This window comes from Micromonospora sp. NPDC005161, assembly GCF_053599855.1.
Genome location: NZ_JBSFYQ010000005.1, coordinates 64,841 through 77,815 on the forward strand (window position 1 = coordinate 64,841; position 12,975 = coordinate 77,815).

Consider the following 12,975-nt stretch of genomic DNA (forward strand, 5'->3'; position numbering starts at 1 on the left):
TCGGACTCGGGGCCGACCCCTTGCAGGCAGCGGAACAATTGTCCAACGACGCGCGGTGCGCGTCGGGCCGGCGGGCGGAACCGCACCGGGAACGTTGTGGCGACGGGCAACGGCGACCGCGCGCCGGGAATCGTACGCCTCCGCTGGCAGGCGCCGTCCGGGTGCTCCCGGCGGCGGCTCACCCGGAGTGCTCCGGCGGCGGCAGGGTGGGCACGGCGGTGAGCAGGCCACGGGGGTCGTAGCGCCGCTTGGCCCGGAGCAGCCGCGCCCAGTTCGCGCCGTAGGCCAGCCGGAGGCGGTCGGTCTCCTCGGGGGCGAGCAGGTTCGGGTAGCCACCGGGCAGGGCGTGCGGGGCGAGCGCCGTCGAGGTGCGCTCGGCCCACTCCCGGTGCGGCTCGGACACCCCGCCCGGCGCCCAGACGGCGATCACCTCGGTCAACAGGTGATCGGCCCGCAGGCCGAACGCCGTGTCGTCGCGCCGCACCCGGCTGGCCGCGCCGTGGAAGTGGTGCAGGGCCAGCGCGGAGAACGGCGAGCTGACCTGCCGGGCGGCGTCGACCAGCGCGTCCACCGCGGCACCGGTGAGCGCGGGCAGCCAGCGGGTCCGCAGCAGGTAGTGGTTGCCGTCGACCATCCCGCCGTCGAACATCCGCAACGCGTCCGCGTACGGCAGCGGGCCGACCTGGTCGACCAGCGGGACGCCCAGCGCCCGCAGCCGGTCCACCCACGGCCACCCGGCGTCCAGGTCCGGGCCGCTGTAGAACGGGCAGACGAAGATCACCGGCTCGCCGGCGGGACCGGGCAGGAAGCCGGCCATCACGGTGAGCTCGTCCGGGGCCTCGGCGAGCACCGCCGCGTAGCCGCGCAGCACGGCCGGCGCCTCGGCCAGCGCGAACATGATCATGCCGGCGAGCACGGCGGGCAGCCGGTGCGCGCGGTACCGCAGCTCGGTGACCACGCCGAAGTTGCCGCCGCCACCACGCAGCGCCCAGTACAGCTCGGCGTCGTGCCGGGGGTCGGCGGTGACCCGGCGACCGTCGGCCAGCACCACCTCCGCGCCGAGCAGGTTGTCCAGGGCCAGGCCGAACCGGCCGCAGAGCGGACCGTACCCGCCCGCGAGGGTGAGCCCGGCCATGCCCACGTCCCGGACCACGCCGGTGGGCACCACCAGGTCGTACGGGCGGGCGGCGGCGAGCAGGTCAGCGGCGGTGGCGCCGCCGGCCACGGTCACCGTGGCCGCGTCCGGGTCGACGCGGACCGCGCGCAGGCCGGTCAGGTCGAGCACCAGGCCGCCGTCGCGCAGCGCCCGACCGGCCCAGTCGTGCCCGCCGGAACGGACCGAGAGCGGCAGGTGGCACCGGGCGGCGATGCGGACCACGCCGGCCACCTCGTCGGCGTCCAGGCATCGGGCGACCAGCGCGGGCGCGCGGTCCACGGCGGCGTTCCACAGGCGGGTGGCGGTGACGAAAGCGGGATCGCCGGGCTCGTGGAGGCGGTCACCGAGCAGGGCGCGCAGCCGGGTGATGGCGGACGCGACATCGGGGGTGGCGGCGGAGCTCACGGCGACTCCTCGACCGGGGCCGGCCGCTGGCGCCGGGTGCGCCCCGACGGCGGTCCTCGCTGGGCGCGACCGTAGCACCGGGGGGCGGCCGACCGCCGTCAGCATCACGACAGCCGTCGATCCGGTCAGCTCTCGGTCTTGGCCAGCGGAAACTCCAACGACCCGGCCGGGCAGAGGAACGTCAGCACGTCCACCCGGTAGAGCCCGGCCTGCACCGCCGGGTCGGCCTCCAGCACGCTGCGCACGTCGTCGACACTGCCGGTGCGGGCCAGCCCGAAGCCGATCGGCGGCTCCGGGTTGCGGGCCGGCCCGTCCACCGAGCCGGCGACCAGGATGATGCCGCGTTGCTGCAACGCCTGCATGTGCTCGGTGTGCTCGGCCTGCAACCGCTGCACGGTCTCGTTGGGCAGGGCCCGTCCGGCCGCGCCGGGATAGATCACGATGCACTCGTACGTGTCGAGCGCGAAGTCGACCTGCGGCACTCCCGCCATGGGTGCTCCCTCCGCCGTCGCGCCGGGTACGGACCCGGCCCGGCTGCCCGAGCCGGTGTCGCGGCACGCGCCCAGCGTCGCACGCCGACGGCGGTCGTACCGCTCGCTCCGGCCAACTGGCCCCGGTCCGGCCCGTCACGATCGGCGTACCGGCGGTGGTGCTGGTGGTCATCCGACACGTCGACCGGCCGGGCGCCGCGACCGGCTACGGTGGACGGTCCGGGTGGGCGGCGGGAGGTCGGGATGCGCGACGACGAACCGGCGGCCGGCCCGCTGCCGTACGTCGAGGTGACCGACGAGGCGTACGCGGCGCAGGCCGCGGCGGGCTTCACGGTGCGGGAGTTCGAGTTCGCGGTGCTGCTCAGCGGACGATGCCCGCGGTGCGACCACTCGACCACCAGCACGGTGGTCGACGATCTGTACCGGCGGGAGGCCTCGCCGGCCGCCCCGGACCCGGGCTACCGGACGGTGCTCTGTGAGTGCGAGGCCGACCACCCGTCGCGCCCCGCCGGGCTGCACGGCTGCGGCGCGTACTGGACGCTGCGGCTGGAGGTCGAGGCGTGATCCGGCTGCGCCCCGGGCCGCCCGCGACCGTCGCCGACCTGCACCGGGCGCAGCAGGTGGCCGGGCTGCTGCGCGGTGAGCTCGAGCGGGTCCGCGCGGCGGCGGTGGCGTGGCGCAACGGCCTCGGCGGTCTGCTGGTGGCACTGGTCGGGTTCAGCCTGATCCGGGGCCGCACCGACGTCAGCACGCTGGCGCCGCGCTGGGGCGCGCTGGTCGGCGTCCTGCTGCTCGCCGCGCTGACCGCGGGGGTGGGTGGGGCGCTGGCGCTGCTGCGCGCGGCGCACGGCAGGTTGGCGGTGACCCCGGTGGAGGCGCTCCCACCGGCCCCGCTCGGCGACCACCTGGAGGCGATGGCGGCGGTCCGGTCGCTGCGGACCGGGGTACGGCTGGTGCTGCTCTGCACCGCGCTGCTGGTCGCCGCGGTCGGGGTGACCTGGTACGCACCGGCCCGACCCGACCCGCCAGCCGCCGTCTCCGCCGCTGAGCGGTAAGGAAGGGCCCCTTGTTAACGCCTGATGTTGTACAAGGGGCCCTTCCTAACAGGTTCAGAGGCCGAGGTGGGCGTAGCCGGCCCAGGTGTCGGGGCGGTCGGGCAGGGCGGAGCGGAGCTGGCGGACCGACTGGTGCAGGGCGACCGCCGCCCGGTCCGGTGCGATCCCCCCGGGCACCGCCAGGCCGGCGTACAGGTCGGCGCAGAGCCGTACGGTCAGCGCGTCCGAGATGGACCAGAGCGCGCCGATGACGTGCCGGAACCCGGCGAGCTGGAACGCGGTGCCGAGGGTGAGCGCCTCGTCGGGCAGGGCGGCCCCGCCGCGCACCGTCTCGCAGGCGGACAGGACGGCCAGCGCGGCCGGGCTGCCGGCGGGCCGCCACAGGTCCCGGACGTGCAGCGGGCCGCCGGCCAGGGTGAGGCGCCCCCAGGCCGGGGCGCGCAGGTCCTGGGTGCCGTGGCAGGACAGGTGGGCGACCGGCTGGGCGGGCAGCGCGGCGAGCACGGCCGCCGGGGTGGCCGCCGGGCCGAGGAGCGCACGGACCCGTGGCAGGTGCCGACGGACGATCTCCTCCTCCCGCGCGACACCGGGCAGGTCGGCCAGGCCGGGGGTCTGGGGCATGCCGACGACGAGCGCCGCGTCGACCGGCTCGGGCCGGGCCGGCACGCCGCGTCGGGCGTGCGCCAGCGTCCGCAGCGAGGCGGTGTACGACGGCACGACCCGGTCCAGCACCCCGTCGCCGCCGTCGAGCGGGCCGGCCGCGTGCAACGGCAGCAGGGTGAGCAGCCCGGTCGGGCACCACCACAGCCGTGGCCAGTCCGCCCCGGCGGCGGGTACGGCACCCGACGGCGCCCGGGCGGGCGCGGCCGCGTCGAGCACCGGTGCGGCGACGACCCGCCACAACCAGTCCAGCGTCTGACCGACCTCGGTCCGGGCCATCAGCCGGCGGCGCTGCGCCGCCGGCTCCGGGCCGTCCGGCGCCGCCGCCCCGGTGAGCACCGCGATCGCGGTCAGGAAGCGCGCCGTCCGGGTCACCAGCTCGGCCAGGGTCAGCCCGGGCAGCGGGACCGCGGTGACCTGGCCGTCGGCGACGACCAGCGCGTCGCAGCGCCGCGCGGCCACGTTGACCAGCACCACCGGGCCACCGGCAGCCGCCCGGGCCAGGGTGGCGAACGGTGGCGGACGGAGGAAGTCGGCGAACCCGGGCCGGGCGCGGATCTCCGCGAGCAGGTCGCGGCGCCGGACGGCGAGGTCGTACCGCTGCTCGACACGGCCGCTCGGATCGTCCGGGCCGGCGGGCGACAGCGCGGTGAAGCCGTCGAGAGCGGCCTGGAGGTCGGTGAGCCGGGCTGCCAGCCGAGGGGACCGCGCGCGCAGTGCGGCCAGGTCGGCGCCCGCGTCGTGGGTTCGGGTCAGCAGGACGCCGCGGCCGTACTCGAGCAGCTCGACGGCGCGTTCCGGGCGGTCGAGGGCGATGGCGACCGCCGCCGCGGCGCTGGCCAGCCCGGGGAACAACCCGAGCAGACGCGCCTGGTCGTCGGGGTCCATGCCGTGCCAGGCCACCAGGTCGATCAGCTCGATCGCGGTGGCGTAACCGTCGAGCGCGGCCGGCAGGTCGCCGGCCGCGGCGGCGTGGTCCGCGTACCGGTTCGCCGCCGACGCCCGCAGCAGCGACGGCGCGGACTCCACCGCGGCGGCGGCGCGCAGCACGGCGGTCGCCTCGGCCAGCGCGGCGGGGGTGGCGACCGCTTCCAGGGCGGTGGCCAGGTTGCTCAGGCACATGGTGCGGGCGGGATGCTCGACGGGCAGCGCGTCGACCGCGGCCCGGTTGGCCGCCAGCATGGCGGTGGCGTCAGCCTCGTCGCGGCCGGCCCGGTAGCGCAGCAGCAGCGCGTTGCCGAGGTTGGTGTGGATCCGGTGCCGCTCTGCGCCGGCCAACGGCTGGCGCTCGCCCAGCAGCTGGAGGAGCCGGACCGCCTCGTCCAGCCCCGCCGGGTCGTCGTGCAGACGGTGTCGCAGCAGGTAGGCCAGGGCGAGGGTGCCGTGCGTCTGCACGTACTCGGTGGGCTCGGCCTCCCGTTCGGCCAGTTCGGCCGCCTCGCGCAGCACGGTCACCGCGGCGTCGGCGTCCCGGGAGGCGCCGGCCCTGACGTGCTCGGCGGGCTGGCCGCCGGCGGGCAACGCGCCGTCCAGGGCGAGCTCCACGCGACGGTTCAGCGCGGAGCCGTAGTTGATGAGCGCCGACTGTCGGTCCGGGTGCCCGGACGGCGTGGTCTCGGTCACCTGGGCCAGCACCTGAATCGCCTCGGTCAGGGTGGCCAGATCCTGGGTCGAGGCGAACAGGGCCTGCAACACCAGGCCCAGGTTCGAGCGGTACGCGGGCAGCCCGGCGGCATCCGGTGCGGCGGCAACCGCGGCCCGCAGCGCCACGGCGGCCGGCTCCAGCAGCTCCGGCTCCCCCGCCTGGTCGGACAGTTCGCGCAGGGTGTTACCCAGGTTGTTGAGCACCTGATGGCGCAGCGGGTCGGCGCGGGGAAGCAGCGACTCCGCCTCGGTCAGCGCGTCCCGGGCGGCCCGCAGAGCGCGCACCCCGCCCAGGTCGGCGTGCCCCCGGCCCAGCGCGTAGCCGAGCTCGGCGAGCCAGCGGGCCCGGTGGACCGGTTCGCCAGCGGCGTCGGCGCCCTCGCGCAGCAGCCGCACCGCCTCGGTGATGTCGTCGATCCGCCGCCGCCGCTCGTACCGGGTCACCAGCAGGCCGCCGACCACGTGTCGTATCTCGTCCGGGTCCAGCCCACCGTGCGCCGATCCGGACCCGGCCGCCGCCCGGTACGCCTCGATCGCCGCGTCGAGGTCGGCCGGGGCGGCGTCGGCCTGGTGCCGCTCGGCGAGCAGGGTCGCCAGACCGGCCTGGGCGATGCCGGCCAGCTCCGGGTCGAGACCGCCGAACCCGGTCAGCGCCAACCGGTACGCGTCGATCGCGGCATCCCGGTCGGCGGTCGCCCGGTCGCGCAGGAACCGTTCGGCGAGCGCCGTGCCGTGCAGGGCGGCGACCCGGGGGTCACCGCCGGCTCGGGCGGCGACGAACGAGCCGATCGCCTCGTCGAGATCGGCCGGCCGGCCCAGCAGACGCCACCGGTCACGCAGCCGCTGCCCGAGGTTGGCCCGGGCCATGGCGCGCACCGAGGCGCTGGCGCCGGTGGCTCGGGCGGCGTCGCGCAGCAGCGTGATCGACTCGTCCAGGTCCGCCGGGGCGCCGTCGACCTCGTACCGGTCGCCGAGCACGTTGCCGAGGTTGAACAGCCGGGCCGGACGTTCCGGGTCGCCGGCCGGGGTGGACTCCAGGCTCTCCCGGTGCGCCTCGATCGCCGACGGCAGGGCGCGGCGCCGCCCGAGGTACTGGAACTGGGCACGGTGCACCCTGCCGAGGGCGGACAGGTAGTGCAACCGCTCCGACTCGCCCGCGGGCGTGCCGTCCACCGCCTGTCGCAGCAGCGCCGCCGCCCGGTCGGCGCCCCGGTAGTCACGGTTGTTCTCCGCGGCGGCCATCAGCATGACGGCCTCGAGGAACAGCGCGCCGGCCTCGCCGTCGGCCAGGCCCGCCGTACGCCCGTGGCGAGCGGAACCGGAGCCGGTGGGCGCGGACGCCGGACCACCGGGACCCCGTTGACCGGGGACCCGACCGGACTCCGGTGGCGGCCGGTGCGCGTGCAGCACGGCCAGCAGCGACGGTGGCACCCGTTCCGGGGCGAAGCGCAGCAGGAACTCGGTGAGCCTGACCGCCTGGCCGAGGTCGTCGGCGTCCTCGCCCGGGGGCAGCAGCTGGTAGCGGTACCAGTGCAGGCAGGCGAGGAGGAAGAAGCCCTCGGCGACCGGCTCCGGCAGTGGCCCGTCCGTGGGCGTGGCCGTCACGAACTCGACGACCGCCTCGGCGTCGCGGATCGCGCCCGAGTCGAGCACCGCGCGAGGGTCCGTGGTGGCGGCGAAACCGTCCAGCCGCTCCCGCAGCCGGCTCACCGGATCGGACCTGAACCGCCGCCACATCGCGCCTCCCCCGACCGGCCGGACCGGCTGCGATCAGGCGTAGCAGACCGGACAGCCCGGGCGCTACCGGAAACGCGACCCGAATCCCGGCGCGGCCTGTGCCACCGTGTCGACCCCCACAGTCGGCACGCCGGGGATACGACGACCGGATTGGGGCATCATCAGCGGGGTGGCGAGCTGATCTCCTGCCCGCCACGACGACATGATTGGGGAACCGCGTATGGCGACCGACGTCAGCAAGCAACCCGCGAAGGCTTCCGGCAGCTACCGGATCGGCGGCGACCTCGCCGTCGACCGTCTCGGCTACGGGGCGATGCAGCTCACCGGGCCGGGCGTCTGGGGTGACCCGAAGGACCCCGCCGAGGCGGTCCGGGTGCTGCGCCGGGCGGTCGAGCTGGGCGTGACGTTCATCGACACCGCCGACTCGTACGGCCCGTTCGTCTCCGAGCTGCTGATCCGCGAGGCCCTGCACCCGTACGCCGACGACCTGGTCGTAGCGACGAAGGGTGGGTTCACCCGGGCCGGGCCGGGCGACTGGCGTGTGGTGGGCCGCCCGGAGTACCTGCGCCAGCAGTGTGAGCTGAGCCTGCGCCACCTCGGCCTGGACACGATTCCGCTCTACCAGCTGCACCGGATCGACCCGCAGGTGCCGCTCGCCGACCAGCTGGGCGAGCTGGCGCTGTTGCAGCAGGAGGGAAAGATCCGGCACATCGGGCTGTCCGAGGTGACCGTCTCGCAGATCGAGGAGTCCCGCGCGATCACCTCGATCGTCTCGGTGCAGAACCTGTACAACCTCGCCAACCGCAGCGCCGAGGACGTGCTGGAGTACTGCGAACGCAACGACCTCGCGTTCATCCCGTGGTTCCCGATCGCCACCGGTGAGCTGGCGCGCCCGGGCGGGCCGCTGGACACGATCGCCGCCGCGCACAGCGCGTCGCCCGCGCAGCTCGCGCTGGCCTGGCTGCTGCGCCGGTCGCCGGTGATGCTGCCGATCCCCGGTACGTCCTCGGTGGCGCACCTGGAGGAGAACGTGGCCGCCGCGGAGGTGCAGCTCACCGACGACGAGTTCGAGGCGCTGGCCAAGGCGGCCTGACCCCGTCGACGGCGCGCCGCGCGGGTGGTCCGTGCCCGGACCACCCGCGCGGCCGGTCAGAGGGCGAGGCAGTTGGGTCGCACCGGGCCGTCGACGAGGGCGCCCCGCACGATGGCGTACGCGGTGCCGTCGAGCACCAGGCCGAGGTGCCCGACCACCCGCAGGGGGCAGTACGCCTGGATCAGCACGTTGGTCGCACCGTCGTTGACGGCGGCGTTCCCGGTCGGCCGGACCAGCTCGTCCTGGAGGGTGCGGACGGTGGTGTAGCGCACCGCGCCCGGGGTGTCGTCGCCGGCGTTGAGGTCGGCGAGGAAGGCGGAGCCGATGGTCATCTGCTGGCAGGCCACGATGCCGGCGCAGCTGCCCAGGCCCAGGAACGCCAGGATGTTCGCCACGTAGGTGCCGTACTGCGGCGAGCCGAGGCTGACGTACCGGCCGACGGTGGCGGTGCCGCCGAGCCGCTTGAGGTAGTAGCGGGCGACGAGGCCACCCTCGGAGTGGGCGACCACGTCCACGGTCGCTGCTCCGGTGCTGGCGCGCACCTGGTTGACGTACCCGGCGAAGGCGCGGGCCGAGGTGGGGATGTCCCCGAGGCCCAGCCCGGGCAGCTGGTAGATGAAGGTCCGGTAGCCGTCGCCGCGCAGTCGGGCGGCGATCGGCTCGTACGCGACGGCGATGCCGCTGAGCCCGCCGACCACGATGACCGGGTTGGCCGCCGCGGCGGCGTTCACCGGCGCGGCCACGGGTGCGGCGGGGGCGGCGGTCGCCGTGGCGGTGGACGCGACCAGGGCGGCGGTGGCGAGGGACAGGACGAGGACGGTCTTTCGGAGCAGCATGGCGGAACCTCCGGGGGGAGGCACCCGGCGAGCCGGGCAGGTGGGTGGGGGTGTCCGGTCGACCGTGCGACGATGATGCGCGCAACAATTTGGAAACGTCAATGACTTGTTACGCGCCGGTAACCCGTTGTTCCGACGGAGGCGCAAACCGGCATATCGGCGTCTCTCCACATCGGACGCCCACCCGACCGCGCGCACCCCGCAGCGGCACGGCGGATGGCATGCTGTGGCCGTGGCCGCCGACGAACCCACCGAGCGTCAGCTGCGGGTGATGCCGTGGTGGTTGGTCCTGGTCGGCCTGCTGGTCGCCGCCGCCCTCGGTTGGCTGGTGCTGGACCTGCTGCTCACCGAGGCCGACCGGGCCAGCCAACCGGACACCCGCGCCACGCTGCGCATCGACGCGATCCGCACCGGCCTGACCGTGGTCGCCGGCACCGGCGGCGCGCTGGCGCTCCTGCTCGCCGCCCGCCGGCAGTGGATCACCGAACGCGCGCAGCGGCACCAGGAGAGCGTCGCCGCCCGGGACCAGGCGCACCGCGACCGGGTGCAGGCCCACGCCGAGTCGGTGACCGAAACCGCGCAGCGGCACCAGGACCGGCAGGCCGGGGCGGCCGAGCACGACGCGGCCGAGCGCCGCCTGACCGAGCTCTACACCCGGGCGGTCGAGCTGCTCGGCAACGACAGCGCGGCGGTACGCCTCGGTGGGCTGCACGCGTTGGAGCGTCTCGGTCAGGACCATCCGGCGCAGCGCCCGACGATCGTGGCGGTGCTCTGCGCGTACCTGCGGATGCCGGCGCCGGACGACGAGCCGCGCGAGACGGAGGTCCGGCGCAGCGCGCAACGGGTGCTCACCCGGCACCTGCGCGCGGCCGACCCGGCCTACTGGCCGGAGGTCCGGCTGGACCTGACCGGGGCCCGGCTGCTCGACTTCGACGCCACCGGGTGCACTCTCATCGACGCGGACTTCACCGGGGCGGTGTTCACCGGCGCCACCAGCTTCGCCGGGGTGATCGCCCGGGGGCGGCTCGCTCTCGGGGCGGCCTTCGGGGACATGGTCCTCGACGATCTCGCGGCCGGCGACGCGGAGGTCGTGCTGGACGACGCCCGCGTCGGCGGGGAGGCGAGCTTCGAGGGGGCCGAGTTCGGCGGCGGGCTGTCCTGCCGGCGGGCGGCCTTCGACGGCCCGGTCTCCTTCCGCCGGGCGAGCTTCGGCCAACCGGCCAGCTTCGACGCGACCCGCTTCGGCGACGGGGCCACCTTCCGCGAGGCCACGTTCCTCGGCGGCCTGTCGATGGAGCACACCGAGTTCGCCGGGCACGCCGGTTTCCGCTCGACCCGGTTCGCGGACATGGCGCTGTTCCGCTGGACCGTGTTCGGCCGGGACGCGCTGTTCGAGCAGGCCCGGTTCGAGGGGCCGGCGAACTTCGGGCGGGCCCGGTTCCACGGCCCGGCCAGCTTCGACGGCGCGTGGCTGAGCCAGCCACCGCAGGTCGACCAGGCCCGGGCGGCGGTCGACGGCGGGCATGCCTGGCCCGCCGGCACCACCGTGCGGCGACTCGACGACGAGTGGCTGCTGCTGGTCGACCGGTAACCGGCGGGGGCGGGGGTCAGCGCAGCGAGGCTGGCGGGCGCAGCCCGTCCAGGGCGACGCCGAGCACCCGGTCGCGCTGCTCGGGTGACGGGAACTGGGCCATCGTGAGCCCGCTGATCAGCCGCACCACGTCGTCGAAGCCGACGTCGTCGCGGACCACGCCGGCCGCCTGGGCGCGGCTCATCAGCGGCTCACCCGCGGCGTAGATCTCCGTCCGGCAGGTTCGGAAGATCTCGGAGTCGTGCAGCAACTGCTCGGCGAGCGCCCGCTTGGTGGCGACGTACGCGACGAAGCGGTGCAGCCAGGCGACCAGGGCGTCCCACGGGGGCAGCTCGGCCAGGTCCGCGGCGGACCGGCTCAGCGCCCGGACCTCCTCGACGTAGACGGCCTCGAACAGGTGCCGCCGACTGGGGAAGTTGCGGTAGAGCGTGCCGATGCCCACCCCGGCTCGCCGGGCCACGTCCTCCAGCGAGGCGGCGGCGCCGTGCTCGGCGAACGCGTCGCGGGCGGCGGCGATGAGCGCGTCGTAGTTGCGTCGCGCGTCGGCCCGCTTCGGCCGCCGGGCGAAAACCTCGGGCGCCTGCCCCGGGCTGGTCATGACGTGCGTCACCTCACCTTGGTTGCATCCGGAGGCAAGCCTCCGCTAGCTTTGTGGAGGCACCCCTCCGGAATCCCGGAGGCCTGCCTCCGGTTAGCTTACCTCGGGACCGCCCGATCCGCCTGGCCACCCGATCGCCCGGGCCCGACAGCCCGCCCGCCTCCGCACGGCGGGTGACAAACCTCCTTCCGTACCGCAATCAGGGAGTTCTCTCTCGTGGCAGTGACATCCCGACGCAGCTCGCGTCGGCTCACCTTCACCGTGCTCGCGGCCGGTGCCGGGTTCTTCGCGATGCTCCAGTCGCTGATCACCCCGGTGCTGCCGACCATCCAGCAGGACCTGCACACCTCGCAGAACACCGTGACCTGGGTACTGACCGCGTACCTGCTCTCCGCCTCGATCTTCACGCCGATCCTCGGCCGGGTCGGGGACATCGTCGGCAAGGAGCGGATGCTGGTCGTCTCGCTCGCCGCACTCGCCCTCGGCTGCCTGCTGGCGGCCATCGCGCCGAGCATCGGCGTCCTCATCATCGCCCGGATCGTGCAGGGCATCGGCGGCGCGGTCTTCCCGCTGTCGTTCGGCATCATCCGCGACGAGTTCCCCGCCGCGCGGGTCTCCGGCGCCGTCGCCGCCATCTCGGCGATCGTCGCCGCCGGCGGTGGCCTCGGCGTCGTGCTGGCCGGCCCGATCGTCAGCACCCTCGACTACCGCTGGCTGTTCTGGATCCCGATGGTCGTGGTCGGGCTGACCGCCCTCGCCGCGTACCTGTTCGTGCCCGAGTCGCCGGTGCGTACCCCCGGACGGATCGACTGGCGGGCCACCCTGCTGCTCTCCGGCTGGCTGGTCGCGCTGCTGCTGCCGATCAGCCAGGGCGCGGCCTGGGGCTGGACCTCTCCCCGGGTGCTCGGCCTGCTGGCGCTCGCCGTGGTGCTCCTGGTCGGCTGGCTGGTCGCCGAGGTGCGCTCCGCCAACCCGCTGATCGACATGCGGATGATGCGGCTGCCCGGCGTCTGGACCACCAACCTGGTCGCCCTGCTCTACGGCGCGTCGATGTTCTCCGTGTACGCGTTCCTCCCGCAGTTCGTGCAGACCCCCACCGCCGCCGGCTACGGCTTCGGCGCCAGCATCAGCCAGGCGGGCCTGCTCATGCTGCCGATGCTGGTCGCGATGTTCGTCGCGGGCCTGGTCGCCGGCCGGCTCCAGTCCGTCTTCAGCGCCAAGGCGCAGCTCGCCACCGGCGCCACGTTCAACGTGGCCGCCTCCGCGATGCTGGCCGCCGCGCACGACACCCGCTGGGAGGTCGCGATCGCCGGCGGCCTGGTCGGCCTCGGCATCGGCCTGGCCTTCGCCTCGATGGCGAACCTGATCGTGGGCAGCGTGCCCGCCAGCCAGACCGGCGTGGCCACCGGCATGAACGCCAACATCCGCACCATCGGCGGCGCGATCGGCGCCGCCGTGGTCAGCGGCGTGATCACCGCCCACCCGCAGGCCAACGGACTGCCCCGGGAGGCCGGCTTCACGACGGGGTTTCTCGTCCTCACCGCGATCGCCCTCGCCGCCGCGCTCGCGGCCCTGGCCGTCCCGTCCGCCCGGCGCGCGTCGTCCGGTCGCCGGCCGTCCACCGCGACGATCGTCGAGTCGGAGCTAGCCGGCGAGTTCGCCACCATGCCGGCGACCCGCTGACACACCACCGGAGCCCGGGGCGGTCC

At 75.3% G+C, this 12,975-nt stretch carries 10 protein-coding genes; 5 read left to right on the plus strand and 5 right to left on the minus strand.

The window, feature by feature from the left end:
- Positions 1–178: 178 nt before the first annotated feature.
- Together ACWD5O_RS06945 and ACWD5O_RS06950 are read right to left on the minus strand one after the other, a co-directional pair.
- Positions 179–1,561, minus strand: coding sequence for an FAD-binding oxidoreductase (locus ACWD5O_RS06945; RefSeq protein ID WP_450084784.1), 1,383 nt, complete (start codon positions 1,559–1,561; stop codon positions 179–181).
- A gap of 125 nt (positions 1,562–1,686) precedes the next feature.
- A complete protein-coding gene (locus ACWD5O_RS06950) occupies positions 1,687–2,052 on the minus strand; it encodes a YciI family protein (RefSeq protein WP_089019800.1) in 366 nt (121 codons plus the stop codon).
- A 243-nt stretch (positions 2,053–2,295) separates the two neighbouring features.
- On the opposite strand from ACWD5O_RS06950, the gene ACWD5O_RS06955 reads away from it, so the two are divergent.
- The gene (locus ACWD5O_RS06955) at positions 2,296–2,616 is read left to right on the plus strand and encodes a hypothetical protein (protein WP_450084785.1); all 321 of its coding nucleotides are present in this window, start codon (positions 2,296–2,298) and stop codon (positions 2,614–2,616) included.
- Positions 2,613–3,107: a hypothetical protein gene (locus ACWD5O_RS06960; RefSeq protein WP_450084786.1), complete on the plus strand. Its 495-nt coding sequence runs from the start codon at positions 2,613–2,615 to the stop codon at positions 3,105–3,107. Before ACWD5O_RS06955 ends, ACWD5O_RS06960 begins: the two co-directional genes overlap by 4 nt.
- A 54-nt stretch (positions 3,108–3,161) precedes the next feature.
- On the opposite strand, the gene ACWD5O_RS06965 is transcribed toward ACWD5O_RS06960, so the two are convergent.
- Positions 3,162–7,148: a CHAT domain-containing protein gene (locus tag ACWD5O_RS06965; protein ID WP_450084787.1), complete on the minus strand. Its 3,987-nt coding sequence runs from the start codon at positions 7,146–7,148 to the stop codon at positions 3,162–3,164.
- 220 nt (positions 7,149–7,368) lie between these two features.
- On the opposite strand from ACWD5O_RS06965, the gene ACWD5O_RS06970 reads away from it, so the two are divergent.
- The gene (locus ACWD5O_RS06970; RefSeq protein ID WP_450084788.1) at positions 7,369–8,241 is read left to right on the plus strand and encodes an aldo/keto reductase; all 873 of its coding nucleotides are present in this window, start codon (positions 7,369–7,371) and stop codon (positions 8,239–8,241) included.
- A 56-nt stretch (positions 8,242–8,297) separates the two neighbouring features.
- Here the strand turns inward: ACWD5O_RS06970 and ACWD5O_RS06975 are convergent, their stop codons facing one another.
- Positions 8,298–9,077 carry a lipase family alpha/beta hydrolase gene (locus tag ACWD5O_RS06975; RefSeq protein WP_450084789.1) on the minus strand — a complete coding sequence of 260 codons (780 nt, stop codon included), beginning with the start codon at positions 9,075–9,077 and terminating at the stop codon, positions 8,298–8,300.
- A 232-nt stretch (positions 9,078–9,309) separates the two neighbouring features.
- On the opposite strand from ACWD5O_RS06975, the gene ACWD5O_RS06980 reads away from it, so the two are divergent.
- Entirely contained in the window at positions 9,310–10,668 is a 1,359-nt protein-coding gene (locus ACWD5O_RS06980; protein WP_354964942.1) for a pentapeptide repeat-containing protein, read from the plus strand.
- Between the two features lie 16 nt (positions 10,669–10,684).
- Here the strand turns inward: ACWD5O_RS06980 and ACWD5O_RS06985 are convergent, their stop codons facing one another.
- Positions 10,685–11,266 (minus strand): TetR/AcrR family transcriptional regulator, encoded by a 582-nt coding sequence (locus ACWD5O_RS06985; protein ID WP_354964943.1) that lies wholly within the window; start codon positions 11,264–11,266, stop codon positions 10,685–10,687.
- 216 nt (positions 11,267–11,482) lie between these two features.
- Between ACWD5O_RS06985 and ACWD5O_RS06990 the strand changes: the two genes are divergently transcribed.
- Positions 11,483–12,949 (plus strand): MFS transporter, encoded by a 1,467-nt coding sequence (locus tag ACWD5O_RS06990; protein WP_354964944.1) that lies wholly within the window; start codon positions 11,483–11,485, stop codon positions 12,947–12,949.
- Positions 12,950–12,975: the final 26 nt, after the last annotated feature.